Here is a 25,717-nt window from a genome sequence, read left to right as displayed (position 1 = left end):
TACGATATCTAGTACGGTATCGTGGGTTCGGAGATGTTGATTGACGGGAAATATGCCAGAATCCCCCGGGAATTGCAGTCCTTGCCCGCGACGCTGCCGCCAACAGGGCGTTGCCAACATCAGAATGTGTTGGAGCAAATGTATGCGTGATCGCCAGAGTAGCACCGGCTTGTCGTCTCCGGCCCGGCACCCCGTTTTGGGCGGGCTTGCCATCTTGATGCTGGCCGCTGGCGTAGCCGGGTGCAGCTTCACGTCTCCGGACGAGGCAACGGGTTCGCAGTCCGTCGGCATTCACGGCGTCACCGCGCAGCAGGCGCGCAGCATCGCCAGCGAAGCGTATCTGTACGGCACACCCATGGTCGCCAGCTACCAGACCCTGTACGCCTTCAACCTGGACAAGACCAACCCCCAGTACAAGGGGCCGCCCAACACCATCATCAACATCGCGCGCGTCTTCACGCCCGACGACACCGCGTTCGTCACGCCGAATTCCGATACGCCGTATTCCTTCGCGATGCTGGACCTGCGCGCCGAACCCGTGGTCGTCAGCGTGCCGCCCATGGAAAAGCGGCGGTACTTCGTCCTGCAATTGATGGACCTGTACACGTATAACTTCGCCTATATCGGCAGCCGCGAGACCGGCAACGGCGGCGGCCACTTCCTGGTGGCGGGGCCGCGCTGGCAGGGCAAGACGCCCAAGGGCATCACGCGGGTCATCAAGTCAGAAACGGAACTGGTCAGCCTGGTGGGGCGCACGCAGCTGTTCAACCCGGCCGACCTGGACAACGTCAAGCGCATCCAGGCGCGCTACAAGGTGCAGCCGCTGTCCGCGTACACGCGCACCGCGCCGCCGCCCGCGCCGGCCCCGATCGACTGGATTGCCCCCGTGCCGCCGCACGAGATGCGCACCTCGCTTGAGTTCTATCACCAGCTGGCCTTCCTGCTTCAGTTTGCCCCCACGCACCCCACCGAAAAATGGTTGCGCGAACGCCTGGCAAGCATCGGTATCAAGCCGGGTCAGCCGTACCCGGTCGACAAGCTGGACCCGCGCCTGCGCCGCGCCCTGCAAGAGGGCATGCACACCGCGCAGAACGACATCGACAAGAACCGCGCGGCGCTGGCCGGCAAGACCGATACGCTGTTTGGCGATCGCGCCAAGCTCAAGAACGATTACCTGTCGCGCGCTACCGGCACGCAGATCGGCATCGGCGCCAATAGCCGCGAAGAAGCGCTGTACCCCGTGCTTGAAAAAGACAGCCGTGGGCAAGAGCTGGACGGCAGGTACGCCTACACCATGCGCTTCGCGCCGCGCAGCCTGCCGCCCGTCAACGCATTCTGGTCCATGACCCTGTATCGCCTGCCCGAGCAATTGCTGGCGCCCAATCCGCTGGGCCGCTACCTGATCAATTCCTCCATGCTGCCGTCGCTGAAAAAAGACGCGGATGGCGGGGTCACCATTCACATCCAGGCGCAGTCCCCAGGCAAGGGCCGCGAATCAAATTGGCTGCCGGCGCCGGACGGCCCGTTCATGGTGACGATGCGCTATTACTGGCCCAAGCCGGCGCTGTTGGACGGCAAGTGGGTCACACCGGAAATCGAACGCGTGGCGCGCTAGCGGCATGAAGCGCAACTTCAACATCCACGATCTGCGCATCTTCTACACGGTTGTCATGACGGCTCGACGCGCCAGGCCGCGCAGGTCATGAGCCTGACGCAGCCGGCGATCGGCCACGCCGGCGCAGATGCCGTAACTGCCCAACTCCACCGCCAGCGATCGCGTCAACCCGACCACGCCCCATTTGGACGCGGCATAGGGCGTGCGCAAAGGCACCGCTCAGATCCACGGGCAGGGCGGTCAAGTCTTGCGGGGTCATGCGGGTTCCCTGGAAGGCGTTATGGGTTTGCCCGTATGCGTCACTGTGTCATTGCGTCATCGGATCATTGCGTCATCAAGCGGCACTTGGATTCCTTCGGCGAGGTATAGATCTCATCACCCGGAATCTTCGCGACCAGCTTGTAATAGTCCCAAGGCCCCTTCGATTCGGCCGGCTTTTTCACCTGCATCAAATACATGTCGTGCACCAGCAGGCCGTCAGCGCGCACCGTCGCGTTCTTCACAAAGAAATCGTTTACCGGGTTGCTCTTGACCCACTTCATGATGGCTTCGCCGTCCGTCGTGCCGGTGGCTTTCACCGCGTTCAAGTAGGTGGTGGTGACCGAGTAATCGCCCGCTTGCAGCATCGACGGCTTCTTCTTCATGCGCTCCTCAAAGCGCGCGGCCCATTTGCGGGATGCGTCGTCCTGGTCCCAGTACCAGGCGGTGGTCAGGTACATGTCTTGCCCGGCGGCCAGGCCCAGCGCGTGGATGTCGGTGATCAGCACCAGCAGGCCGGCAATTTTCATCTTTGGCGTCAGGCCGAATTCGGCGGCGGCCTTCACGGCGTTGCTGGTGTCGGCGGCCGAGTTGGCCAGGCCCAGCACCGTGGCGCCCGACGCCTGCGCCTGCAAGATGTAGGAAGAGAAATCCGATGTGTTCAGCGGATGGCGAACACGGCCCTTTACCTGGCCGCCGTTTGCCTGCACCACGGCCGACGCATCGCGCTCCAGCGCGTGGCCAAAGGCGTGGTCCACCGTCAGGAAGTACCAGTCCTTGTTGCCTTCTTTAAGCATCGCGCGCGCCGTGCCGCGCGACAGCGACACCGTGTCGTAAACGTAGTGCACCGTGTACGGCGTGCATTGCGCATTGGTCAGTTCCGAGGCGCCCGCGCTGACCACGAAAAACGGCGTCTTCTTTTCTTCGGCCACCTTTGCCATGGCCAGCGCGGCGGCGGAATTGGCGCCCGCGATCAGCATGTCCACGCCTTTCTGATCCAGCCATTCGCGCGCGCGAGACGACGCAATGTCGGCCCGGTTTTGATGGTCGGCAACCAGCACTTCGATCTTCTTGCCGGCCACTTCGCCACCCATGTCCGCCACCGCCATCTTGATGGCTTCGGCCCCGCCCGGGCCGTCGGCATCGGCTGACAGGCCCGACATATCGGTGATGAAGCCGATGCGGATCACGCCGTCGTCGGCCACGGCCGCGCCGCCAAAGGCCAGCAGTGCCGACGCTACCGCCGCGTTCAAGGTTTTTTTCATGATTTGTCTCCCGCCTTGGGGTTTTGGTTTGGATGCCGTGCCGTCGTCAGAATGCGACGTTGTCCCTGGGTTTTTTCATGGGACTTGGACGTGTAATGTTTTATCGTGGCCCCGGCTGTCTCCTCCGGGTGCGGCCCATTCTGTCGCACGGATCCGGCCTTGTCACGTGAACAGAAATTATCAACTGATACGGTTTCCGGTGCTGCGGCGCAGCGTGATCTTGATGTCATCCACGCGGTCAGGCGCGACCCCCCTGAAATACAATCTGCCGCTATGTCCCGCCGCCCACCGACCGACCCCCAATCTTCCGGCCCTGCCGGCCCGCGCTACGTTCTTGCCGTGGACCTGGGCGGCACCCGCTTCCGGGCCGCGCTGGTGGATGAGGCGGGAGGCATCGCCCACGCCTGCGCCATCGACAGCCCGGCGGCCACCGGCATCCAAGCCGGCTGGGACGAGATCGATGCCGACGAGTGGTGGCGCGGGCTGCAAGTGCTGTCCGACACCCTGGCGCGGCAGGCGGGCGCCGACTTTGACGCCATCGCCGCCCTCGCGATCTGCGGCGTCACCCGCACGCAGGTATTCGTGGATGCGCAGGGCGCGCCCGTGCGTCCCGCCATCACATGGCGCGACACGCGCACGGCGGGGGACGTGGCGCAATGGCTGGCCGCGATGCCCGCCGACCACCCCGAAACCGCGCAGATCAACGCGTTTCACCCGTGGGCGCGCGTGGCGTGGCTGCTGCGCGTCGAACCGCAACATGCCGCACGCGTGCGTGTCGTGCTGGAACCGAAGGACTACCTGAACTTCCGCCTGACCGGCCATGCCGCCAGCGACACCGTGTCCATGGCCAGACTGGCGGCGGCGGCGCGGCCGCAAGGCCCAGCCCCCGACCTGCTGACTGCGGTCGGCGCCGATCCCGGCTGGGTGCCGCCTTTGCTGGACCCCCTTGCCATCGTCGGCCCGGTGCAACCCGGCCTGCCGGGTTCGCTGGCCCGTCTTGCAGGCCGCGGCGTGGTCGCCTGCTCGAACGACACCTGGGCCGCCGTGGCCGGGCTGGGGGCGTTGCGGCCCGGCTACGCTTACAACATCTCGGGCACCACCGAAGTCTTCGGCGCGGTCGGCGCCGAGCCGGTGCTGGCCGAGGGGCTGATGACGGTGAACTGGGGCAACGGCAACCACCAGATCGGCGGACCGGGCCAGAACGGCGCCGACACCATCGCCTGGCTGTTGCCCTTGCTGGGCGGGGTGGCCCGGTTTGGCGACTCGCGGGCCGGCGACATGTCCGCCGTCAGCCACGCCATGAACGCCTTGCTTAACGCGCCGCGCGACCCGCAGCCCGCACTGTTCCTGCCCTACCTTCAAGGCGAGCGCGTGCCTTACTGGGACCCCCAATTGCGCGGCGCCCTCATCGGCCTGAACCGCCGGCACGGCCCCGGCGACCTGGCATGGGCGGTGCTGGAAGGCGTGGCCTTCTTGAACCGCACGGTGTTGCAACGCGCCGAAGCCGCACTGGGTAAGCCGGTTGCAGAAATTCGCTTCGGTGGCGGCGCGGCGTCCAACCCGCACTGGTGCCAGGTCAAGGCCGATATCTGCGAACGCCCCGTCGTGGTGGGGCACGCGGACCAGCCGGGCGTCATCGGCGCGGCGGCTGCCGCCTGGGCCGCGCTTGGCCGCTACGGCAGCTTCGCGCAAGCCCAGGCCACCCTGGCACGCCCCGCGCACCGCTACGATCCCGACGCCACCCGACGCAACGCCTATCACCGGCTGTATGCGCAATTTCGCGCTGCCGAAGCCGCCTTGACGCCGGTCTCGCACGCCTTGGCCTCACTGCGCCTGCCGTAAAAACCCTAAGTGCGACGACGCCGCAAAGCCGCCCTGCGCAGGGCTGCCCGGGTATAAACTGCTACGCCATCAGGGCGCGTACGCCCGGCAGGCGGTGGATAACCCTTGCACTACAACAAATACCAACGCAGCAAGGGTTGAGTCGATGCGCGGCATCCTGGAAAAGTACGGCACGGCAATCGCGGGATTGGTCCTGGTGGGCTTCTTCGCAATCGCCGCCCCTAATTTCGCGGCGCCTAACAACCTGTTGAACATCGCCAAGGAAACCAGCTTTCTGGCCATCATCGCCATCGGCTTCACGCTGGCGCTGGTGACGGCAGAACTGGACTTGTCGGTGGCCGACGTCGCCAGCCTGGCCGCCGTCGTCACCGGTGCGCTGGTCCATACCGGCCAATCGGTGATCGTCGCGATTGCGGCGGGCCTGGGCGTCGGCCTGCTGTGCGGCCTGGCCAACGGCATCGCGGTGACGCGGCTGCGCGTGCCATCGCTGATCGCCACGCTGGGCATGGCCGCCATGGCGCGCGGCTTCGCCTTCATGCTGACCGACGGCGTGTCGTACGTAGGCCGCTGGCCCACTGCCTTTACCGACCTGGCCCGCGCCAAGCCCTTCGGCATCCCGGCGCTGGTGCTGTGGATGCTGGGCATCGTGCTGGTCGCGTATTTCCTCATCAAGTGGACGCGCACCGGCGCACGCATGACGGCCACGGGCGAGGCCGGCGAATCCGCGCGCCTGGCCGGCATCAACATCCGCGCCATGAAAAGCATCGGGCTGGCGTTGTCCGGCCTGTGCGCCGGCGTCGCCGCCGTGCTGCTGACATCCAGCCTGTCGTCCGCCGCGCCCAACATGGCCGGCGACTACTTCCTGTATGCCATCGCCGCCGTGCTGCTGGGCATGACGATGTTCAACCCCGGCCATGCCAACATCGGCGGCACGCTGGTGGCCGCGTTGATCCTGAAGGTGCTGGGCAACGGCCTGGTGCTGATGGGCGCGCCGTACTACGTGCAGGACATCGTGCTGGGATTCATCATGATTGCATCCGTCGCGGTGTCATCGGCCGTGCTGAAGAAAGCGGCTTTCAAATTCTGATCCGAAGGGGAAACCATCATGAAGACATTGATCAAGCGCACATTGCTGGCGGGCGCCTTCGCCGCGCAGGCGTTGGCCGCCAGCGCCGCCCACGCCTTTGACGTCGGCATTGTCGCGTTCCAGATGTCGTCCGAGACGCACGCCCGCGTGGCCAACGCCGCCGCCCAGGCCGCGCGCGCCAAGGGCTGGACGGTCACGCAACTGAACGCCGAGGGCTCGTTGCCCAAGCTGGCCGAACAGCTGGACACGCTGGTCAACAAGAAGGTCGATGCCATCGTCGTGGCAATGGGCAAGCCGGTGGAAACCGACGCGCAGTTGCAGGCCGCCAAAGAGAAAGGCATTCCCGTGGTGGGCGTGATGTCCGGCGCCAGCCCGCACATGCTGTTCGACGTGGAAGTCAACGAATACGCCACGGGCGCGCAGTCGGTCTTGTACCTGCTGGGCAAGATGGGCTATCAGGGCAACATTTTGTCGGCGCGCTTTGATGGCAACTCGGGCACGCGCATTCGCGGCAAGATGCTGGACGCGGTGCTGACGGAGAACACCGCCGTCAAGGATCTGGCCAAGTTCAGCATGGCCCGCACGCAAAGCTGGCGCGACGATGTGCGCAACGGCATGCAGGCGCTGTTCCTGCGCCATCAAGGTCAGTTCAAGGGCGTGTGGGCATCGTTTGACGGGCAAGCCTATGTCATCGACGACCTGCTGCAATCGCAAGGCATGAAGAAGGGCGACATCACGCTGGTGTCGGTGGACGGCGGGCCCGAAACCTATCGCCGCATCGCCGACCCCAACAGCCTGATCACCGCCACGATGATGATTCCGTTCGAACAGCTGGGCACCAGCGCCATCGATTCCATCGACCGCATCGTGGTCAAGAAAGAGCCCAAGGAAACGGTGGCCTCCGGGCCATACCTGTTCATGGATTCGGTGTTGGTCGATGCGTCCAACGTGCAGAAGTTCCTGCAACCCGCCGCGAAGTGAATGCGGGCCAGCGTGTAATTCCAGTCAGCATGACCCCGATGACCCCAGCCAGCATGCCCCCCATCACCGCCGCCTTGTCGCTACGCCAGATCCGCAAATCGTACGGCGCGGTCGAGGCCCTGAAAGGCGTGGACCTGGACGTACCCGAAGGCAAGGTCATGGCCATTTGCGGCGACAACGGCGCGGGCAAATCCACGCTGATCCGCATCATCTCGGGTGCGCAGGAACCCACGGGTGGCGAACTCAGCCTGAACGGCCGCGCCGTCGCCTTCCGTTCGCCGCACGATGCGTTGGTCCAGGGCATTGCCACTATCTACCAGGACCTGGCCCTGGCGCCGCGCCTGTCCATCTGGGAAAACGTCTTCATGGGGGCCGAGCTGGTCCGCCGCGTCGGCCCGCTGCGCGTGCTGGACAAGCGCCGCATGGCCGAGCAGGCGCGCGGCTATCTCCAGCGCCTGTCGGTGCCCATCGACGACATGGACCGCCCCGTTGAACGCATGTCGGGCGGCCAACGCCAGGCCGTCGCCATCGCCCGCGCCCTGCGCTGGGACGCGCGCGTCGTCATCATGGACGAGCCCACCGCCGCCCTGGGCGTCAAGGAAACCGCCTTGGTCCTGAACCTGGTGCGCAAGCTGCGCGAAGAAGGGCGCACGGTGATCCTGATCAGCCACAACATGGCCGACGTCGTCGCCCTGGCAGACCGCGTCGCCATCCTGAAAGGCGGCATCAAGGTGATCGAACGCGACATCGCCGGCCTGGACGCCGACGCCCTGGCGCATCGGGTGATGACGGGTAAAGATTGATTCTGGCGGGCGTGCCCGCATTTGCGCCTGCTGCATAAAAAAAAAGCCGCCGCCGGGTTTCCCCTGGCGGCGGCTTTTTATCGTGCAGCGGCGGGACTTAGTCCTGGCGGCTGGTCACTTCAACCAGGTGATAACCGAACTGCGTCTTCACCGGACCTTGCACCACGCCGACCGGAGCGCTGAACACGACGGTATCGAATTCCTTGACCATCTGGCCCGGGCCAAACGTGCCCAGGTTGCCACCGTCACGGCTCGACGGGCAGCTGGAGTTTTCCTTGGCGACTTGAGCAAAGTCAGCGCCGTTTTCAATGGCGGTCTTGAGTTCGTTGCACTTGGCTTCGGTGGAAACGAGGATGTGACGGGCGGAGGCTTGTGCCATGTGGAGGCTCCTTGCGGAATAGATTGGGGAGGGGAGAGTAACGCATTTGGGCGTGCTCACTACGGTGCCATCATAAACTGGCTTTCGTGGCGGCCCTGTTGCGGTTATTAACCCGACGTTACGCCAGCCATTCCCGAAACGGCCCCAAGTCCATCCCGCTGGGCACATACCAAACCTTGCGGGTCTTGTCCCATTGCGCGCCCAGCGCCTTGACCACGTCCCGGTTCGCGTAGGCCACTTTCAAATCCCGGTGGCCCACCGCTTGCACCGGCGCGGCCATGTTTCGGCGTAGCGCGGTGTCCGCGCGCTTTTGCGTGGCGGCCAGTTGCATCTGGTCGATGAACGCGCTGCGGCGCGTGGCGTCTTGCGTCGATATCAAGGTCAGGCGCGACTTGGTTCGTGTTGCCGCGACATAAAACAGGTTCTCTTCTTCGCGGCGTTGACGCAGCGGGTCGGGGAATGCGTCGGCGTCCATGAAGGGCAGGACGACGTGTTCGAATTCCTTGCCCTTGACGTTGACGATGCAATCCATCTGCACCGTGTTCTTGCCGGGCCGCGCGCCGACAAAGGCTTCCGCCGCGCCGATCCATTCCGAGAACTCGCGCAGCGTCTTGGCCGACGCCTTGGCCGATGCGATGAAACCGTTGATCGACCGCGTAACGACGGACGCCTCGTAGGGGTGCACGTACAGGCGCCTGGCCAGCTTTTCCATGTCCATCCCGTCGCGCACGGACTCCAGCGCCAGGTAGGCGGGGGTGTCGGTGGGCAAGGCGCGCAGGTGTTCTACCGCGTCCGTGACGCGGGCGCGGGCGGCGGGGCTGCCCACGCGCTGTATCTGGCCGCTGAAAAAGTGCTTCAGCGCGGACGGCTCGTTGGCCAGCGTGGTCTGGGCTTCGCGCAGTTCCTGCGGCGTCAGCGGCACTTCGGCAAAGGTGGTCAGCGCGTCGACGATGGCCTCGCGCGTGGTGGGCGCGACCACGTGGTGAAAGTCGTCCAGCGCAATGGCGAGCATGCCGCGCAGGAACAGGATTTCTTCGCGCAGCAGGTAGCTCTTCATCGTCAGCGTGCGGTAGGGCAGGCCGGCGTTCATCAAGGCGTTTTCGATTTCGATGGATTGATGCGCGTCGCGCAGCAGGACGCAGCATTGGTCCAGCGGTTTGCGGTCCTGCTTCCATTGCAGGATCGCCTTGACGACCTGGTCGCCACACGCACCCGGCGTGTCGGCGTACGCGGCCTCGTGAATGTCAGTGCGCAGCGGCAGGTTTGAATCCACCGGTTTTTGCTTGAACGCTTCCATCGCGTAGGCCAGATGCGGGCCGTGGCGGTACGTCATCGTCAGCGGGTAGTTTGCGCAATCCGGGAAGCTGGCACGGATGCGAGTTTGCAGAAACGATTCATCCGCTCCCAGGTGTGAATAAATCACCTGGTCTTTATCGCCCACACCTACAAAATACGTAACGTCCACATTCAGCAGTGCTTCGATAATGCAGAACGACGCTTCGTTAATGTCGTGCAGCTCGTCACACAACACCAGCCTGTAAGGGGCCAGCACGTCGCGCGGGTCGGAAGAAGACCGCAGCAGGCGGGCCAGATCGTACGTGGCGTCAAAAAAACCCCGGGCGTCTACATAACCGAACACATCAACGCGCTGTTTTTCGTATTCAACGGCCCACAGATAATCGGTGATTGTCACGCCCGCGCTTTCGGCGATGGACAGGGCATCGGCCTCGTCATTCGGCGCGATCTGCATCGTGGCTTTCAGCTTCAGCAGGTTATCCAGAAACTGGCTGACGGCCGTGTTGTGCGTACGGATATCCAGCAGCTCGGCATATTGCGGGTTATTGGCCGCCACGCTTTCCAGGGCGTACAAGGCGTAGGCTTGTTGTTCGCGCGTGGACGGCAACACCTCGGGCTTGCCGTCTTCGATCTTGGCCAATACCCGCTGCGCATACTCTTCAACCGTTTGCACAGGGACGCGCCGCGCCGTGTTGTAGGCGATACCGACGTCGACCAGGCGCGTTTGCAGCACCTGGCGCGCTTCATCCGTGAACGTCAGCGCCAGGATGTCTTCAGGCGGCAGGCCGCGCGTCAGCGCTTCGCCGACGCGCAGGGCCAGCGTGGTGGTCTTGGCGGCGCCCGCGTTGGCGATGACCAGGCTGGTCCGGCTGCGCGAGGTCTGGATCCGGGCCTGTTCTTCAGTGGGCACGAATCCGGACGGGAAGAACTGGGGGGCAGGGGAGTTTGTGGTCATCTAGGCAAAAAAGGCGCGAGCAGAATGTCGCAGCGGAAGACGCCAGTGTAACGATTCCAAAAATGGGCTCCGCAACGCAAATGGGCGGCGGGCGCCAGGCGCGCCTGCCGGCCATTCAGGTCCTGACTACGGGGAAGCAGATGTGGAAAGCGGACGCGCCGCGATCAGCGCACCGGCCACCCGTACATCAGGCCGCCGTCACGGTAAGACGCGTTCAGGCCGCGCGACAGTTTCAGCGGGCTGCTGGGGCCCAGGTTCTTTTCGAAGCTTTCGCCGTAGTTGCCGATGTGCTTGATGATGTTGTAGGCCCACTTGTCGTCCACGCCCAGGTTCTTGCCCATGCCTGGCGTCACGCCCAGCAGGCGTTGCACGTTGGGGTTGGTGCTTTTCAGCATTTCGTCCACGTTCTTGGACGTGACGCCGTATTCCTCGGCTTCCAGCATGGCGAACATGGTCCAGCGCACGACGTTGAACCACTGCTCGTCGCCCTGGCGCACCATGGGGCCCAGCGGTTCCTTCGAGAAGTTCTCGGGCAGGATGTCGTATTGGCCGGGGTTTTCCAGGTTGCTGCGCGCCGCGGCCAGTTGCGACTTGTCGCCGGTGAACGCGTCGCAGCGGCCCACCGCGAAGGCGCGGATGATCTCGTCCAGGCGTTCCACCACCACCGGTTTAAACGCGATGTTCTGCGAACGGAACCAGTCCGCCAGGTTTAGTTCGGTGGTCGTGCCCGGTTGCACGCACACGGTGGCGCCGTCCAGTTCCTTGGCGCTTTTCACGTTCAGGGTCTTGTTCACCATGATGCCCTGGCTGTCGTAGTAGTTCACGCCCACGCCGATCAACCCCAACGTGGTGTCACGCGTGAGCGATAGCGTGGTGTTGCGCGGCAGGACGTCCACTTCGCCGGATTGCAGCGCGGTAAAACGCTGCACGGCGCTGACGGCCATGATCTTGGATTTGGCGGGGTCGCCAAACATGGTGATGGCTAGCGCGCGGCACAGGTCCACGTCCAGGCCGACCCAGCCGCCCTTGCTGTCATTGACCGAAAAGCCGGCCACGCCGGTCGAGACGCCGCATTGGACAAAGCCCTTGTTCTTGACGCTGTCGAAAGTCACGCCCGCCGTGGCGGCCCAGGACGAAAGAAATAAGGCGGTGCCTGCCGCAACGTGTTTGAGTGCTTTCATGGTGTCTCCGCGCGCTGGGCGCATTGGTATTCTGTCGGCCGTGGGCCGAGGTGCGCGGAATGGTAGCCACGCCGCCTGGGCGGGAATATCAGGGAATTCCCGTTAAATCCACTGGGCGGAATTTACGGGGATAATTCTTGCCGGGCCGACACAGGGGCGATAAATGAATCAGAAAGATCCACCCGAACATGCCGACGACAGCGGCCACGCGCGGCGCCGCCCGGGGCGTGGTTTCGTCAAGCAGCAGGTGCAGGGCACGTGGCGTGAACTGATCCGCGTCAATACCAGCGACCGGCGTTGGGAAATGCCGCTGGCCGCCGCGCTGTCTTCCGGCTTGCCATTAATGGTGGGCGCGTATTTTGGCCGCATGGACTATGGCCTGATGTCCAGTTTGGGCGGCATGGTGTTTCTAAGCCTGACCAATACTTCACTTGCCCAACGCATGATGATGCTGCTGGCGGCCGCGTTCGGCATGGTCGCCTGCTACGCCATCGGCGCGCTGACGCAGTTCTGGCCCACGGCGATGATTGCCGCACTGACCGTTATTGCCATCCTGGTGAACATGGTGTGCCGCTGCTATCGGCTGGGGCCGCCGGGCAGCCTGTTCTTCATTATGGCCACCGCGATTGCCGCGTATACGCCTGGCCATATTGAAGATGTGCCGATGCGCGTTGGCATGGTGGCGCTGGGTTGCCTGGTGGCCTGCCTGGTGGCGTTTGCGTATTCCCTGCACATGACGCGCGTGGCGCCGCCGCCGCCCGAAGCCGCGCCGCCCAAACCGACCTTTGATTTTGTGGTGTACGACTCGGTCATCATCGGCCTGTTCGTGGGCATTTCCTTGTTGGTGGCCGAATTACTGCAACTGCCGCGCCCGTATTGGGTGCCGGTCAGTTGCCTGGCGATTATCCAGGGCGCCAGCCTGTGGGCGGCCTGGAACCGCCAGCTGCATCGGATATTGGGAACGGCGCTGGGTTTGTGCGTGGCGTGGGCGTTGTTGAGCCTGCCGTTGAATGTGTGGACGCTTAGCCTGGTGATGATGGCGCTGTCGTTCGGTATTGAAACGCTGGTGGTCCGCCACTATGCCAGCGCGGTGGCGCTGATTACGCCGCTGACCATATTCCTGGCCGAAGCGCCCCATCTAGGTCAGGGCTATCCGGCCGACGTCATTGAAGCGCGGTTTGTGGATACGGTCATCGGCGCGTTCATCGGGGTGCTGGGCGCGGTGCTGCTGCATAACCAACGCATACGGCCGCAATTAAGCCGGTGGATGCGCGCGGTGCTGCCGAATCGGGTGAGTTGATTACGTGGGCAGGGGGGGCGGATGCCGGCTCTTGCCCATATTCCTTTTTTTGTCGTTATCCGCCCGTGGGCGCCAGACCCGCCGCGCAATAGGGGCAATCGGCATCCGGCTTGGCGGTTTGCACCATGGCGCCTTCCACGGCCGCGCCATGCAAACATTCATGCGACAGCCACTGGCTCAGGCGGTCATAGCTTTCCATATTGCTGCGCCAGTTCGGCGCGCACAGGTAATAACCCAGCGGGCTTTCAAACGCGCGGTCGAACACGTCCACCAGCTGCCCCGTCGCCAGTTCCTTTTCGATCAGGCAATGCGGCATCAAGGCCACGCCGAAGCCGGATGACGCCGCCTGGATAATCATCGAAAACAGATTGAACCCCGGGCCGAAACGCGCACGATCATAATCGCCGATATACGTGGAAAACCAGTATTCCCACGACAGCGGAATCTCGATGTGCTGTAGCAGCGTGCACTGCTTGATGTCTTCCAGGCTGTTGATGGGGTGCTGTTCCAGATAATCGGGCGAGCACACCAAGCGCGTTTCGCGCCCGGTCAGGTACTTGGCGTCGCCATCGTGCCAATCCCCATAGCCATACTGGATGGATGCGTCGAAATCCAGTTCAGTGCTTTTGTAATCCGCCACGCTGTAGCGCACGAAATTGACCGAGATGTCCGGGTTAAAGGCGCGAAATGTCTTCAAGCGGGGAAACAACCATTGCGCCGCGAAGGTGGGCGCGGCGGATACGTTCAACGACTTGGCCGACTGCTGCGTGGCCATGACCTGCGATGTGGCGCTTTCCAGCGTGTGCAGGGCCGGCCGGATCAGGCTCAGGTAGGTCGCGCCCATGCGGGTCAGCTGCAAGCCATTGGTGGCGCGAATGAACAGTGTGTGGCCCAGATAGCTTTCCAGCGTGGCGATATGCCGGCTGATCGCGCTTTGCGTCACGAACAGTTCCTTGCCCGCCTTGGAGAACGACAAGTGACGCGCCGCCGCGGTGAACGCGTTCAACTCTGAGAGGGTGGGGCAGCGACGTCTCATGATGGTGTGCGCAATCCGGCTATGAATCGCGGATAAGAAATGTGGCTCAAAACCGGCGCGGAGCATTCCCAAAGAGGGGTATGAGTAAAGCTCATAAGGCTGTTCTATTTTGTGTCGAACGCCTAAGGGGAGACCCGGTATCGGACGTTTGGATTGTACCGGTAGAGTTCGCCATGCTGAATTTCCTGCATGTTGAACAGATAGCGTGATTTATTTATGAAGCCGGTTGTTGTTAAGAATTGCAAGATCTTGAATACCCGATCGATGGTCCTCGAAGACGCGGCCAACGTATTGATCGAAGACGGAATGATCTCCCGCATCAGCGCCGACGCGCTGACGGCGCCCGACGCCGAGGTGGTTGACGCCAAGGGCATGACCTTGATGCCGGGCATGATCGACTGCCACGTGCACGTGGTGGCCTCGTCGTTCAACCTGGGCCGCGTGGCCGCCTTGCCCAACGCGCTGGCACTGCTGCGCGCCTTGCCCATCATGCAAGGCATGCTGGACCGGGGCTTTACCTCGGTGCGCGATGCCGGCGGCGCGGATTGGGCCTTGGCGCAAGCCGTGCTGGACGGCGTGGTCGATGGCCCGCGCCTGTTCTGCTCGGGCAAAGCCCTGTCGCAGACGGGCGGCCATGGCGACTTCCGGCCGCGCAACGACGAGCTGGACCCCTGCCCGTGCTCGGTCAAGATCGGCAACATCGGCCGCGTGGTCGACGGCGTCGACAACTGCCGCCTGGCGGTGCGTGAGGAAATCCTGAAAGGCGCCACGCAAATCAAGGTCATGGCCTCGGGCGGTGTGGCGTCGCCGAACGATCCGATCCAGAACCTGGGGTTTTCTGAATCAGAACTGATCGCCATCGTTGAAGAAGCCAGCAACGCCAACACCTATGTGATGGCCCACGCTTACACGCCGCGCGCCATCACGCGTGCCGTGCGCTGCGGCGTGCGCACCATCGAACACGGCAACCTGGTGGACCGCGAGGCGGCCGAGGTGATGAAAGAACATGGCGCCTATATGGTGCCCACGCTGATCACCTACGAAGGCCTGGCCAACGACGGCGAGCGCTATGGCCTGCCGGCGGACTCGGTCAAGAAAATCGCCACCGTGCGCACCCAGGGCCTGAAGGCGCTGGAAATCCTGGACGAAGTCGGCGTGAAGATGGGCTACGGCAGCGACCTGCTGGGCGAAACCCACTACATGCAAGCCGACGAACTGCCCTTGCGCGCGCGCGTGCTGGGCAACGCCAAGGTGATCCAGCAAGCGACGTTGATCGGCGCCGAGATCTTGAACCAGGAAGGCTTGCTGGGTGAAGTCCGCGAAGGCGCGCATGCCGACCTGTTGCTGGTCGACGGCAACCCGCTGGACGACATCGCCCTGCTGACGCAGCCCGATTCCATCAAGCTCATCATGAACCGCGGCTTGCTGCACAAGAACGCCTGCTGACGTTCTTTCACCCTTACTTCCGGAAATCTTCACCATGTATTCCGTATCGGACCGCCTGGAACGGCTACCGTTTTCCAGCTTCCATTTCAGGTTGCTGATGATCGGCGGCCTGGGGCTTGCGTTTGAAGCACTGGACGCCGGCATCATTGCCTTCATCATCCCCTCGCTGCGCACGCAGTGGGGCTTATCCACCGGCCAGATCGGCTGGATCGCCAGCAGCACGTACGTCGGCTTTCTGGTGGGCGCGCTGTTCTCGGGCATCCTGGGTGACCGCTACGGCCGCAAGAAAATCATGATGTGGGCCTTGCTGCTGTTCTGCGTGGCCACGTTCATCAACGCGTTTGCGCGCAACTATCACGAGTTCTACATCCTGCGCATGATTGCCGGCATCGGCATGGGCGCGGAAGGCGCCATCATCGCGCCGTATCTGGCGGAATTTGTCAGCAGCAAATACCGTGGACGCTTCACGGGCGCGCTGGCGGGTTTCTTCTCGTTCGGCTTCGTGCTGTCGGCGTTGCTGGGCTATTTCATCGTGCCGATGAGCGACGACGGCTGGCGCTGGATCATGGTGATTGCTTCCGTGCCGGTAGTGTTTTTGCTGTGGTGGCGCAAGTCGCTGTTCGAATCGCCGCGCTGGCTTGAACACACCGGCCAGACCGCCGAAGCCGACCGCATCTGCTCGGCCATCGAAGCCGAAGTGCAGCAAAAGCTGGGCCGTCCGCTGCCCACGCCCGTTGCGACGCGCCGCGCCGCTACCGCCGCCGAAAATCCGCAAAGCGCGATGGACAAACTGACGTCCTTGTTCTCGAAAACCTACCTGGGCACGACGGTGCTGGTGTGGGTGTTCTGGATCACGGTGCTGTTCTGCTACTACGCCTTCCTGGTGTGGATTCCCAGCTTGCTGGTCGAGCGCGGTTTCACCATCACCAAGAGCTTTTCGTACACCATCCTGATCTATCTGTCGCAGATTCCCGGCTATTTTTCCGCCGCGTATTTCAACGACAAGATCGGCCGCAAGTACACGATTCTGGCGTACATGCTGCTGTCGTGCCTGTCGGCGCTGGGCCTGGCTTTGGCCAGTGGTGAACAGCAGATCATCATGTTGAGCATGTTGCTGTCGTTCGGCATGAATGGCGTGATTGCCGGTCAGTACACCTACACCGCCGAGATCTATCCGACCTCGATCCGGGCAACCGGCATGGGCGCGGCATCGGCCTTTGCGCGCATCGGCTCGATTGCATCGCCCACCATCGTCGGCGTGGCGTATCCCGTACTGGGCTTTGCCGGCGTGTTCGCCATGATGACGGCGATCTTGCTGGTGGGCGGGCTGGGCATCCTGTTCTTTGGCAAGAACACGCGTGGCGTGGTGCTGGAGGCGATTCACTGATGACGCAGACATCAACCTTGGCGCCGTGGGCGGCGCATGCGCGGGCACTGGCTCAGGCAGAAAACCGCGCGGCGCAGTGGCAAGTGGTGTCGGCCTTGCTGGCGGACGCCTTCGGGCATCAGCTGTTCACCGCGCTGCTGTATCTGGCAGAGCATCGGCTGATGAAGCGCTTGTACACGTCGGATGAAAGCATCAGCCCGCTGGGCGGTTTCAAGGCCACGGGCAACGGGCCGTGGTCGCGTCATGTGCTGGAGCAAGGCCTGCTGTATGTGGCCAGCGATGAAGACGACGTGCGGTCGGTGTTTTCCGAAGCGCCGATGCTGATCGAGCGCGGCCTGCAATCCGCGTTCAATATTCCGGTGCGCTACCAGGGCCGGGTGATCGGGTCGCTGAACCTGCTGGCCGGTCGCAAGGCCTACGATCTTGCCGACCGGGATCTGGCGGCGGTGATCGCGGGCATGTGCGCGCCGGTCTTCATTGAGGAAATGCAGGCTGCGCAAGCGGCGGCGGCGGCGGTTGATCGTTCGGGGCTGGACAGCGTGTGAGCGGGGCGGCGGCAAGGAAGCTCACTCCGTTCTTTGCCGCCACCACTTCCGCCATGATCGATAACGCGATCTCGGCGGGAGTCTTGCTGCCGATGAATACGCCGGCCGGGCCGCGCAGCCTGTGCAGGTCGGCGTCGGTCAGATCAAAGTAATCGCGCAGCCGCGCGCGGCGCTGGTCGCTGTTCTTGCGCGAGCCGATGGCGCCGACATAGAAAGCGTTGGATTGCAGCGCATCGATCAGCGCCAGGTCATCCAGCTTGGGGTCGTGCGTCAAGGCGACCACGGCGGTTCGTGCGTCGGGTTGCACGCGCAGGATGACGTCGTCCGGCATCTCGCGCGTGAAAGTTATGCCGTCCTGCGCCCAATCGCCCTGATGCGATTCACGCGGGTCGCAGACGATGATTTCAAAGCCCAAGGTCAGCGCGATCTGGCAGAGATATCGGCTGGTGTCACCCGCGCCAATCACGATGAGGCGCGCCGTGGGGCCAAAGCCCACCGTCAACGTCGCGTCAGTCAATTGCGGCGCGATGTCGGGCTGTGCGCCCTGCAATCGCGTGTGCCCGGATGACAGATCGACGGTACGCGTGACGCAGCGCCGCTCCACGCAGGCTTGCAGCAGTTCTGGCAGCAGGCTGTGCGCGCCGATGCGTTCCATCAACAATTGCACCGTGCCGCCGCAAGGGATGCCGAAGCGGCGTGCATCGTCCGCCAGCACGCCGTAGCGCATCAGCACCGGCAAGTGCGCGTCATCGCCCAGGGCGCGAACGCGATCGGCCAAGTCGTCTTCAATGCAGCCACCAGACACCGACCCCACCACCGCGCCTTGCGCGTTCATCGCCATGATCGACCCGGCGGGCCGGGGCGACGACCCCCACGTACGGACCACGGTGAACAGCCAGGCCGGGATGCCGGCTTGTTGCCAGGCCAAGGCTTGGCGTAATACCAGGATGTTGATGTCCGTCATGGGGCTGATGCTTGCGTGGCGTTGATGTGTTGTTGTGTGGCGTTGTCGCGTGGGTCAGGCCGCCAACACCGCCAGCACGGCGTCGGGCGTGAATGGCGCTTCGTAAAAGCGCTTCCCGGTGGCGTCGAACAAGGCGTTGGCAATGGCGGCGGGGCCGGGTACGGATGCGGATTCGCCCGCGCCCATCGGCGGTTCGTCCTGGCGCGGCATCAGCAAGACGTCAATGGCGGGTACGTCCTTGAAGCCGATGATGGGGTAGCCGCCCCATTCGCGGCTGGCCACGCCGGCGTCGTCAAACGACACCTTTTCAATCAGACAGCGGCTAAGCGTCTGGATCACGTTGCCATGGACTTGATGGCGCACGCCGGCCGGGTTGACGATCATGCCCGTGTCCTGGCCGACGACAATGCGCTCGACGCGCACGCGCCCCGTGGCCGGGTCCACGCACAGGTCGATGACCCAGGCCGCCCACGCGGCGCCGAAGCCGGGGAACTTGCTGTGCACATAGCGCGCATAGGCAATGCCCCGCCCGCGCAGTAAGCCGTCGGCGTCCGGCTGGCCCCGGCTGCCGGCGGCGCGCGCTTGCCATCCCGCCTGCCTGGCCGTGGCGTCGATCAGCGCGACGGCGCGCGCGTCGTCCAGGTTGCGCAAGCGGTATTCGACCGGGTCGGCGCCAGCGGCCTCGGCCAGCTCGTCGATCATGCAGTCATGCGCAAAGGAATTGGGCAGGGCCGATACGCCGCGCAACCAAGACGAACGCACGATCGGCGGCATGTCGTGGCAGACGACGCGCCGCGCCGCGTAGCGATAGGGCGGCGCGGCGGTGCGGTCGCCCATTTCCAGTGTGCGCGGGTCGCCCGAGACGGCGCCGGTCAACAGCAAGGCCAGCAGTGGCGCATCGTTGGACGGGTAGCGCACGGCGAAGTCGACCGCCAGCAGGTTGCCTTGCGCGTCAATGGCGGCGCCCACGTCCATCAACTGGCCGGTGCCCTTGGGCTCCCATTGGTGTTCTTGTTCACGCGTCAGCTGCACGCGCACCGGCGCGCCCACCGCCATCGACAGCAGCGCTGCGTCGGCGCAGACGTCGTCCGCGCAATTGCGCCCGTAGCACCCGGCGGCCTCCAGGCGGATCAGGTCGATCTGGCCTTCGCCCAGGTGCAGCAGGCGGTCCAGATCGGTGCGCAGCATGTGGGGGTTTTGCGTGCCCGTCCATACCGTCAATCGCCCGTCACGAAAATCCGCCACGGCGCAGGATGGGCCGATGGACGCGTGCATCTGATACGGCCAGACGTAGCGGCGGCGCAGGTGCGTGGCGGCCTGGGCGCAGGCGGCGTCCACGTCACCGTCTTCGATCAGCGGCCGCGCGCGGGCCGGGTTGGCATGGATGGCGGCAGCCACGTCGCTCAGGTCGGGCGCGGGGGCAATGGGCTTCCACCGGACCTTCAGGGCGCGCATGGCGGCAATGGCCTGTTCTTCGCGGTCGGCCACGACGCCGATGAAATCGCCTTGCACCACCACCTGCACATTGCCCGGCAAATGGGCCACGGAGGCGCGGTCCACATCGATCAGGCATTGGCCGATGAAGTCGCCGGCATCGCGCCCGGGGTGCGGCGGGCGCACGACGCGGCCATGCCGCATGCCCGGCACGCGCACGTCGTGCACGAAGCTCAGTTCGCCCGTGGCCTTGGCGGGGATGTCCACGCGGGCGACGCCCTGGCCGACGATGCGATATTCGCTGGCGGGTTTGAGGCGGACGGGTGCGTCGGGCGCGGCCAGCGTCAAGCGGATGTGCTGGCCGGCAAGCAGATCGCCATAGCTGAGCGCTTGCGGGCAGTGTGGCGCGGCATCGTTGTGATGCGTCGTATCGCCGTCGTCGTGCCGACCTTGGCGTGGCTGGCGATCTTGCTGGTCCCGCACCTGCACCACGCCATCACGCACGCACAGCGCGTCACGCGGCACGCCCAGCCGCTGCGCCGCCAGCATCAGCAGATGTTCGCGCGCTTGCGCGGCGGCGCGGCGCAATGGCACGGCCGAAATCTGGATGCTGGCGCTGGCGATGGTCGGCCCCTGGTTGGGCGCGGCGCTGGTGTGGCCCAGCACCATGTCCAGCCGTGACAGGGGCACGTCCAGTTCTTCGGCAACGATCTGCGCCAGTGACGTGCGGATACCGGTGCCCAGGTCCACATGCCCGTTGAATGCCAGCACGCGCCAACCGGGCGACGGCGTGTCGCCCGCGACCAGGCCGGCATCGCGCACGATGGCCACGAATATTTCGGGCGTGGGCTGGACGTATTCGGTGGCGGAGCCCGGCTGACCCGGCGCGGGTTTGGGCGGCGCGGACGGCTCGCGCACCACCAGCAAGGCGTCGGGGTGGGCAAGCAGCGCGCCAGGCAGTAGGTGGGGCTGGGGCAGGGTCATGAGGGCAGCGAAGGAGAGGGGCCGGGCCGGTTGACGATTATGTCGCGCTTAGCGCGCGGCCGGCAGTGGGGCATCCACCAACGCGCGCGTCTCGGCCAGCGCGTGGTCCAAGGGCATGACAGCCGCGTACTTCTGCGCCATGTCGAACAGGTTGGCTTCGTGCGGCCCCAGCGCGCGGTCGCCGCAGCAGTCGGACACCACCAGCGGCCGAAAGCCCGCCTGCATGGCATCCACCACGCTGGCGCGCACGCAGCCGCTGGTCACGCAGCCGGCCACCAGCAAAGTCTGCACGCCGCGCTGCGCCAACCACGGCGCCAGCATGGTGCCAAAGAATGCAGACGGCGTGCTTTTGCGCACCACGTATTCGCCGGGCGCCGGGGCAAGCTCGGGCACGATGGCGCTGTTGTGGCTATGTTCTTTCAGGGCCAACATCGCGGGCACCTTCAAGCAAAAAATGTTGCTGTCGGCATCGTCGTCCGAGAACACGATGCGGCTGTGCGCGACCGGCCAGCCGCGTTCACGCGCGTGGGCCAGCAAGTGCCGCGTCTGCGCAATGGCCGGCGCAATGTTGCCGCCGCCCAGCACGGCCGGGTCGGCAAAGCCGTTGACGAAGTCCACGATCAGCAGGCCAAAGGGCGCCTTCAGCGGCAACGGCGTGCCGAAGCCTTGCCGCGAGTAGGCCGAGATGTCACCCGCGACGGCGTCGGCGGGAATGGTTTGGGTAGAGGCATTCATTTGTTGTCCTTGCGGCGGGCGGCGTGCGCCAGGCCGGGTTCGTCTTGCACCACGCCGCGCGTCACCATCGGCTGGCCGTCCAGCGCCACGCTGCAATGGCGCATGGGGATGTCGATATGGCAGGCGGTGGTGCGGCTGCCGCCTGCTTCATTGTTGGGGCCCATGGACCACAGGAAATTGCCCTCGAAGGCGCGCGCGTCCATGCCGATGTGCGCTTCCTTGTTGTAGTGCGCCAGCATGGACCACTGCGCGCGCGGTTGCAGGCCCCAGCCGATATGCGACACGGCATACGCTTCCGGGTCTTCATACGCCGCCATGTATTCCTTCAGGATGTCTGCCTGAAGCCCGCCGTTGATGCGGGTGACGTAGCCGTTCTCGATGACCAGTTCAATCGGATCGGTCACGTAGTCCTTCATGGGCAAGAGGATGTCGCCACGGTCCAATACCACGCGGCCTTGGCTTTGCCCTTCGTTGGGCCACGTCAGGACGAAGCCGCTGGGCCAGTGGTCCCAGCGGCCAGGTTCGTCCACGAAACCGTATTCGGATATGGCGGGGAATTCGCCCAGTTCGCAGCGCAGGTCGGTGCCGGCGTCGGACGTGATGTGCATTTTTTTGGCGGCTTCGATGCGACGCGCGGCGGCCTGCACGCGCGCGCGGTCGGCCTCGGTGGGGACCAGGCGGCACAGCACTTCGGGCGGTTCGATGGCCAGCAGGATCTTGGTGCCGGTCTGCAAGATGTCATGCTGCTCGGGCGAGAACAGCAGCGTCATCAGGTCCAGCACCAGGTCGCTGGCGTTCAGCGCCGCGATGGCGGCCGGGTTGCCCGTCAGCGGCGTGGCGCCCAGATACGCCAGCGCGTCGCGGCTGATGGACTTTTCCGCGTTGACGGGCGGCAGGTCCAGCCGGTTGACGCGGGCGCCCAGGTCGGTGGCGGCGGCGATCGCGCAGCGCAAGGTTTGCGGGTGCGTGTCGGCGCCGGTCAGCACGGTGACGATCTGTCCGGCTTCAAGCCGCGACAACGTCAGCACCTGCTTCCAGGCGTGGATCAAATCGATATCGCTGACGGACATGGCGGGCTCCTTGAATCAGCGGATTGGGAAAAGGGCGGGTCAGTCGATCTTGCTGCCAAGAAAATCGCCGAAGGCGGCGTAGAAGCCGGCTTCGTTGTCCCACGGAATCATGTGGCCAGCGCGGGGTACGCGCACGTGCTGCGTCTGCGGCGCCAGCCCCTGCCATTCGGCCACATCGTCATCGCCGACGACGCCGCCTTTTTCGGCGGTAACGAGCAGCATCGGGATTTTGATGGCGGGCAGGTCCGCGTGGATGTCGTCACGGCCAAAGTCTTCAAAGCTCTGCACAATCGCCGGTTCAAAGCAGGTGTGCAGCCATTGCGCGCGCAGTTGGCGCTGGGCTTCGGTCCAGGTGGGGCAGAAGGCCAGCATGTCCTCGGCGCTCATGCCGTGCGTGGCCTGGCGAATGGAGTCCACGTACCACGGCAGATTGGCCGGATACGGGCGGCGGCCCGGGCCGGATACCGGGGGGTCCACGAGGACCAGGCGAGTCAGCGCCTGGGGTTGGCTGCGCGCGGCGCGCACGGCGATGCGGCCGCCCATGGAATGGCCGACCAGCGCGTAGTGGGCCAGTTGCAGCGCCTGGGCAAACGCATTGACGTCAGCCGCTTGCGCGTCCAGGCCGTAGTCCAGCCCGGGGCCGGACGCCGACAGGCCCCGGCCACGCACGTCCAGCACATAGGTGTCGAATTGGCGGCCCAGGTGTTCAGCCACAAAGCCCCAGGTGACGGCCGGGCTGGTGATGCCGGGAATCAGGATGATGGCGGGGCGGCCGGCGCGTTCGCCCGCCGTGCCGCCGTAACGCAGGTAGTGCTGGCGGATGCCGTTGGCGTGGACGTTGGCGCCGTACAGAAAAGTGCTATTGGCTTGGGCTTGGGTCATTGTGCGCTCCGGGAGTAGGGGAAAGCGCCCGATAGCAGGGCGCCGGCGCCGGGTACCACTGGGTCCATGCCCAGTTCTTTGAGGATGGCGTAGGTGGTGGCGATGGACGCCGTGAGAACGGGTTTGCCGGTTTCCGCCTCCACTTGCGAGACGGCGGGCAGCGACGGCATTTGCACGCAGGCGGACAGCACGATCACATCGGCGTCGGCCACATTCATGCCGGCGACGATGCCCGGCAGCTTGGCCGGGTCATGGCGGCCCACGTCCAGGTTGTCGGGAATTTCCAGCGCGCGCCAATCCACGATTTCAAATCCTTCGGCGGCGATGTAGTCCATGACCAGTTCGGTCAGCGGAATCATGTAGGGCGCGACCAGCGCGATTTTCTTGGCGCCCATCACATGCAGCGCCTCGACCAGCGCGCCCGCGCTGGTGATGACGGGCGCGGACGCGCCGTTTTCGGCGGTGCGCTCGGTCAGCCGTTTCTGAGACACGCGGTGGTAACCGCGCCCCATGGCCATGATGGCCACCAGGCAGGCGTAGCCCAGCACGTCGACGCGCGCATCGCTAAGTTCAAGCGCGCAGCGGTCGCTTTCGGCGTCCATGGCGGCCAGCTCTTCCTTCTGCACTTTCTTCATGCGCATGCGGCTGGAATGAAACGTGAAGCGATCGTTGGGGCGCAGCGACGAATGCGCCTGCAACATGGCGGGCACCTCGGTTTCCATCGTGGTGTTGGAACTGGGAACGATCTGGCCGATACGGAATGTCTTCGTCATGGAGAAGCCTTGGAAAAAAGGGCGGGCCTAGGGTTTTCGATAAATTCAAAAGAAGCGTATACGCTCTATTCTTGCAAAGAGCAGCGCAGATGACCAGCCCGCTTGTTGTAGTGGTTTTCACCTAAGTGTGCGCGGGAAATGCGCTATTTTGGTGATTCCCCTTCGGGTTTACGCGCGGGTCATCTTTTTATGTATCCATAAATTAAGCGTGTACTCCATAATTTCCTGAATTGGCTTCAGCAGTCTTTCACCATCCAGCAAGGAGAAGTTCCGTGTCTACATCCCCTCGTATCGCCATCGTCGGCGCGGGCCTGGGCGGCGCCGCCACCGCCGCGCTGCTGCTCAAGCAAGGGCTTAACGTTCGCGTCTACGAGCAGGCGCCCGGCTTTTCGCGATTGGGGGCCGGTATCCACGTGGGGCCGAACGTCATGAAGATCCTGCGCCGCATCGGTATCGAAGATGCGCTGAACGCGCAGGGCTCGCACCCGGACTTCTGGTACAGCCGCCATTGGGAAACCGGCGACATCCTGGCGCAGATTCCGCTGGGCGATTACGCCGTCAAGGAATACGGCGCGTCGTACCTGACCGTGCACCGGGGCGACTTCCATGCCTTGCTGGTCGACGCCTTGCCCAAGCACGTGGTGGCGTACGACAAGAGCCTGACTCGCGTGGAAGATCGCGGCGACGTGGTGCTGATGCACTTTGCCGACGGCACCTCGGAAGAGGCGGACATCGTGATCGGCGCCGACGGGGTCAATTCCCGCATTCGCGAAGAACTGCTGGGGCCAGAGCTGCCCAAGTACGCGGGCTATCTGGCGCACCGCGCGGTGTTCCCCACGCCGCGGACCAAGCCCGGCATGCTGCCCTTCGATTCCTGCGTCAAATGGTGGAGCGATGATCGCCACATGATGGTGTACTTCGTTACCAGCAAAGCCGACGAGCTCTACTACGTCACCGGCGTGCCGGTGGAACACTGGGACTTGAACGACCGCTGGCTGCCCAGCAGCAAGGATGAAATGCGCGAAGCCTTCAGCGGTTGGCACCCCACCGTGCAGGCGCTGATCGACGCCACGGTGGACGTCACCAAGTGGTCGCTGCTGGAACGTGACCCGCTGCCGCTCTGGAGCCGTGGCCGCCTGGTGTTGCTGGGCGATGCCTGCCACCCCATGAAGCCGCACATGGCGCAAGGCGCGGCCATGGCCATTGAAGATGGCGCCATGCTGGCGCGCTGCTTCCAGGAAGTGGGCGTGCAGAACCATGAGCTGGCCTTTGCGCTGTACGAAGCCAACCGCGCCGAACGCGCCAGCAAGGTGCAGCGCATTTCGCACGACAACACCTGGTTGCGCACGAATGAAGATCCGTCGTGGTGCTTTGGGTATGACGTGTTCAACGAACCGCTGGTAGACCCCAAGACGCGGGCCGCGGCCTGAGGATCTGTCCGCCGCGCGTGCCAGGGGGCTTGCCCCTAGTCCCGTGTCGCGGCAACCTTCGTACTTTTC

Annotated in this window: 21 protein-coding genes and 1 pseudogene; 10 read left to right on the top strand and 12 right to left on the bottom strand. The window is 64.4% G+C overall.

Annotation, left to right across the window (positions count from 1 at the left end):
* Nucleotides 1-142 precede the first annotated feature (142 nt).
* Nucleotides 143-1,615: a DUF1254 domain-containing protein gene (locus YH64_RS26670; protein ID WP_046807233.1), complete on the top strand. Its 1,473-nt coding sequence runs from the start codon at nucleotides 143-145 to the stop codon at nucleotides 1,613-1,615.
* A 126-nt stretch (nucleotides 1,616-1,741) separates the two neighbouring features.
* Here the strand turns inward: YH64_RS26670 and YH64_RS26660 are convergent.
* Together YH64_RS26660 and YH64_RS26655 are read right to left on the bottom strand one after the other, a co-directional pair.
* A pseudogene (locus tag YH64_RS26660) lies at nucleotides 1,742-1,828 on the bottom strand (SDR family NAD(P)-dependent oxidoreductase); the annotation flags it as partial.
* A gap of 110 nt (nucleotides 1,829-1,938) precedes the next feature.
* Nucleotides 1,939-3,138, bottom strand: coding sequence for an ABC transporter substrate-binding protein (locus tag YH64_RS26655; RefSeq protein WP_046807234.1), 1,200 nt, complete (start codon nucleotides 3,136-3,138; stop codon nucleotides 1,939-1,941).
* Between the two features lie 273 nt (nucleotides 3,139-3,411).
* Here YH64_RS26655 and YH64_RS26650 point away from each other — a divergent pair, with 273 nt between their 5' ends.
* The 4 genes from YH64_RS26650 (at nucleotide 3,412) to YH64_RS26635 (ending at nucleotide 7,851) form a co-directional block, all read left to right on the top strand.
* Nucleotides 3,412-4,980, top strand: coding sequence for an FGGY-family carbohydrate kinase (locus YH64_RS26650; RefSeq protein ID WP_046807235.1), 1,569 nt, complete (start codon nucleotides 3,412-3,414; stop codon nucleotides 4,978-4,980).
* 145 nt (nucleotides 4,981-5,125) lie between these two features.
* Nucleotides 5,126-6,067, top strand: coding sequence for an ABC transporter permease (locus YH64_RS26645; RefSeq protein WP_046807236.1), 942 nt, complete (start codon nucleotides 5,126-5,128; stop codon nucleotides 6,065-6,067).
* 18 nt (nucleotides 6,068-6,085) lie between these two features.
* Nucleotides 6,086-7,048, top strand: coding sequence for a substrate-binding domain-containing protein (locus YH64_RS26640; protein ID WP_046807237.1), 963 nt, complete (start codon nucleotides 6,086-6,088; stop codon nucleotides 7,046-7,048).
* Between the two features lie 62 nt (nucleotides 7,049-7,110).
* Nucleotides 7,111-7,851, top strand: coding sequence for an ATP-binding cassette domain-containing protein (locus YH64_RS26635; RefSeq protein ID WP_046807261.1), 741 nt, complete (start codon nucleotides 7,111-7,113; stop codon nucleotides 7,849-7,851).
* A 97-nt stretch (nucleotides 7,852-7,948) separates the two neighbouring features.
* On the opposite strand, the gene YH64_RS26630 is transcribed toward YH64_RS26635, so the two are convergent.
* The 3 genes from YH64_RS26630 to YH64_RS26620 all read right to left on the bottom strand — a co-directional run bounded on the left by YH64_RS26630 (nucleotide 7,949) and on the right by YH64_RS26620 (nucleotide 11,662).
* Nucleotides 7,949-8,230 carry a peptidylprolyl isomerase gene (locus YH64_RS26630; RefSeq protein WP_006215953.1) on the bottom strand — a complete coding sequence of 94 codons (282 nt, stop codon included), beginning with the start codon at nucleotides 8,228-8,230 and terminating at the stop codon, nucleotides 7,949-7,951.
* A 118-nt stretch (nucleotides 8,231-8,348) separates the two neighbouring features.
* Complete coding sequence (locus tag YH64_RS26625) at nucleotides 8,349-10,481, bottom strand: ATP-dependent helicase (RefSeq protein ID WP_046807239.1); 2,133 nt, start codon at nucleotides 10,479-10,481, stop codon at nucleotides 8,349-8,351.
* A gap of 164 nt (nucleotides 10,482-10,645) precedes the next feature.
* Nucleotides 10,646-11,662: an amino acid ABC transporter substrate-binding protein gene (locus tag YH64_RS26620; RefSeq protein ID WP_046807240.1), complete on the bottom strand. Its 1,017-nt coding sequence runs from the start codon at nucleotides 11,660-11,662 to the stop codon at nucleotides 10,646-10,648.
* 163 nt (nucleotides 11,663-11,825) lie between these two features.
* Between YH64_RS26620 and YH64_RS26615 the strand changes: the two genes are divergently transcribed.
* Nucleotides 11,826-12,962, top strand: coding sequence for an FUSC family protein (locus YH64_RS26615; protein WP_046807241.1), 1,137 nt, complete (start codon nucleotides 11,826-11,828; stop codon nucleotides 12,960-12,962).
* A gap of 55 nt (nucleotides 12,963-13,017) precedes the next feature.
* On the opposite strand, the gene YH64_RS26610 is transcribed toward YH64_RS26615, so the two are convergent.
* Complete coding sequence (locus YH64_RS26610) at nucleotides 13,018-13,968, bottom strand: LysR substrate-binding domain-containing protein (protein ID WP_052946118.1); 951 nt, start codon at nucleotides 13,966-13,968, stop codon at nucleotides 13,018-13,020.
* Nucleotides 13,969-14,214: 246 nt separating this feature from the next.
* Here YH64_RS26610 and YH64_RS26605 point away from each other — a divergent pair, with 246 nt between their 5' ends.
* From YH64_RS26605 to YH64_RS26595, 3 genes are read left to right on the top strand one after another with little or no spacing between them, the layout of a single operon-like run.
* Complete coding sequence (locus YH64_RS26605; protein WP_046807243.1) at nucleotides 14,215-15,444, top strand: amidohydrolase family protein; 1,230 nt, start codon at nucleotides 14,215-14,217, stop codon at nucleotides 15,442-15,444.
* Nucleotides 15,445-15,478: 34 nt separating this feature from the next.
* A complete protein-coding gene (locus YH64_RS26600; protein WP_046807244.1) occupies nucleotides 15,479-16,831 on the top strand; it encodes an MFS transporter in 1,353 nt (450 codons plus the stop codon).
* Nucleotides 16,831-17,376 (top strand): GAF domain-containing protein, encoded by a 546-nt coding sequence (locus YH64_RS26595; RefSeq protein ID WP_046807245.1) that lies wholly within the window; start codon nucleotides 16,831-16,833, stop codon nucleotides 17,374-17,376. The genes YH64_RS26600 and YH64_RS26595 overlap by 1 nt, the downstream gene beginning before the upstream one ends.
* Here YH64_RS26595 and YH64_RS26590 read toward each other — a convergent pair.
* The 6 genes from YH64_RS26590 to YH64_RS26565 are packed head-to-tail and all read right to left on the bottom strand — an operon-like array spanning nucleotide 17,306 to nucleotide 24,218.
* Nucleotides 17,306-18,340, bottom strand: a complete 1,035-nt coding sequence (locus YH64_RS26590; protein ID WP_082134644.1) for an XdhC family protein — start codon at nucleotides 18,338-18,340, stop codon at nucleotides 17,306-17,308. The two genes, YH64_RS26595 and YH64_RS26590, sit on opposite strands and share 71 nt — an antisense overlap.
* A 54-nt stretch (nucleotides 18,341-18,394) precedes the next feature.
* Entirely contained in the window at nucleotides 18,395-20,758 is a 2,364-nt protein-coding gene (locus YH64_RS26585; RefSeq protein ID WP_046807246.1) for a molybdopterin cofactor-binding domain-containing protein, read from the bottom strand.
* Between the two features lie 48 nt (nucleotides 20,759-20,806).
* Nucleotides 20,807-21,493, bottom strand: a complete 687-nt coding sequence (locus YH64_RS26580; protein ID WP_046807247.1) for an isochorismatase family protein — start codon at nucleotides 21,491-21,493, stop codon at nucleotides 20,807-20,809.
* Complete coding sequence (locus YH64_RS26575) at nucleotides 21,490-22,563, bottom strand: 2,5-dihydroxypyridine 5,6-dioxygenase (protein ID WP_104141771.1); 1,074 nt, start codon at nucleotides 22,561-22,563, stop codon at nucleotides 21,490-21,492. The genes YH64_RS26580 and YH64_RS26575 overlap by 4 nt, the downstream gene beginning before the upstream one ends.
* Before the next feature lie 39 nt (nucleotides 22,564-22,602).
* Entirely contained in the window at nucleotides 22,603-23,445 is an 843-nt protein-coding gene (locus YH64_RS26570; protein ID WP_046807249.1) for an alpha/beta fold hydrolase, read from the bottom strand.
* The gene (locus YH64_RS26565) at nucleotides 23,442-24,218 is read right to left on the bottom strand and encodes an Asp/Glu racemase (RefSeq protein WP_046807250.1); all 777 of its coding nucleotides are present in this window, start codon (nucleotides 24,216-24,218) and stop codon (nucleotides 23,442-23,444) included. The genes YH64_RS26570 and YH64_RS26565 overlap by 4 nt, the downstream gene beginning before the upstream one ends.
* Before the next feature lie 272 nt (nucleotides 24,219-24,490).
* Between YH64_RS26565 and YH64_RS26560 the strand changes: the two genes are divergently transcribed.
* Nucleotides 24,491-25,648: an FAD-dependent monooxygenase gene (locus tag YH64_RS26560; RefSeq protein ID WP_046807251.1), complete on the top strand. Its 1,158-nt coding sequence runs from the start codon at nucleotides 24,491-24,493 to the stop codon at nucleotides 25,646-25,648.
* Nucleotides 25,649-25,717 lie beyond the last annotated feature (69 nt).

This window comes from Achromobacter sp. LC458 (genome assembly GCF_001005835.2).
GTDB lineage: Bacteria > Pseudomonadota > Gammaproteobacteria > Burkholderiales > Burkholderiaceae_B > Achromobacter > Achromobacter spanius_B.
The sequence above is the reverse complement of the archived record's forward strand: the minus strand, read 5'-3'. Positions and strand labels throughout refer to the sequence as shown.

What these genes read in the sequence shown, in the direction of transcription:
- YH64_RS26670 (WP_046807233.1), top strand. Translation starts at nt 143, where the DNA reads ATGCGTGATCGCCAGAGTAGCACCGGCTTGTCGTCTCCGGCCCGGCAC.
- YH64_RS26600 (WP_046807244.1), top strand. Translation starts at nt 15,479, where the DNA reads ATGTATTCCGTATCGGACCGCCTGGAACGGCTACCGTTTTCCAGCTTC.
- YH64_RS26585 (WP_046807246.1), bottom strand. Translation starts at nt 20,758, where the DNA reads ATGACCCTGCCCCAGCCCCACCTACTGCCTGGCGCGCTGCTTGCCCAC.
- YH64_RS26625 (WP_046807239.1), bottom strand. Translation starts at nt 10,481, where the DNA reads ATGACCACAAACTCCCCTGCCCCCCAGTTCTTCCCGTCCGGATTCGTG.
- YH64_RS26630 (WP_006215953.1), bottom strand. Translation starts at nt 8,230, where the DNA reads ATGGCACAAGCCTCCGCCCGTCACATCCTCGTTTCCACCGAAGCCAAG.
- YH64_RS26615 (WP_046807241.1), top strand. Translation starts at nt 11,826, where the DNA reads ATGAATCAGAAAGATCCACCCGAACATGCCGACGACAGCGGCCACGCG.
- YH64_RS26570 (WP_046807249.1), bottom strand. Translation starts at nt 23,445, where the DNA reads ATGACCCAAGCCCAAGCCAATAGCACTTTTCTGTACGGCGCCAACGTC.
- YH64_RS26645 (WP_046807236.1), top strand. Translation starts at nt 5,126, where the DNA reads ATGCGCGGCATCCTGGAAAAGTACGGCACGGCAATCGCGGGATTGGTC.
- YH64_RS26650 (WP_046807235.1), top strand. Translation starts at nt 3,412, where the DNA reads ATGTCCCGCCGCCCACCGACCGACCCCCAATCTTCCGGCCCTGCCGGC.
- YH64_RS26580 (WP_046807247.1), bottom strand. Translation starts at nt 21,493, where the DNA reads ATGAATGCCTCTACCCAAACCATTCCCGCCGACGCCGTCGCGGGTGAC.
- YH64_RS26590 (WP_082134644.1), bottom strand. Translation starts at nt 18,340, where the DNA reads ATGACGGACATCAACATCCTGGTATTACGCCAAGCCTTGGCCTGGCAA.
- YH64_RS26620 (WP_046807240.1), bottom strand. Translation starts at nt 11,662, where the DNA reads ATGAAAGCACTCAAACACGTTGCGGCAGGCACCGCCTTATTTCTTTCG.
- YH64_RS26565 (WP_046807250.1), bottom strand. Translation starts at nt 24,218, where the DNA reads ATGACGAAGACATTCCGTATCGGCCAGATCGTTCCCAGTTCCAACACC.
- YH64_RS26575 (WP_104141771.1), bottom strand. Translation starts at nt 22,563, where the DNA reads ATGTCCGTCAGCGATATCGATTTGATCCACGCCTGGAAGCAGGTGCTG.
- YH64_RS26640 (WP_046807237.1), top strand. Translation starts at nt 6,086, where the DNA reads ATGAAGACATTGATCAAGCGCACATTGCTGGCGGGCGCCTTCGCCGCG.
- YH64_RS26605 (WP_046807243.1), top strand. Translation starts at nt 14,215, where the DNA reads ATGAAGCCGGTTGTTGTTAAGAATTGCAAGATCTTGAATACCCGATCG.
- YH64_RS26655 (WP_046807234.1), bottom strand. Translation starts at nt 3,138, where the DNA reads ATGAAAAAAACCTTGAACGCGGCGGTAGCGTCGGCACTGCTGGCCTTT.
- YH64_RS26595 (WP_046807245.1), top strand. Translation starts at nt 16,831, where the DNA reads ATGACGCAGACATCAACCTTGGCGCCGTGGGCGGCGCATGCGCGGGCA.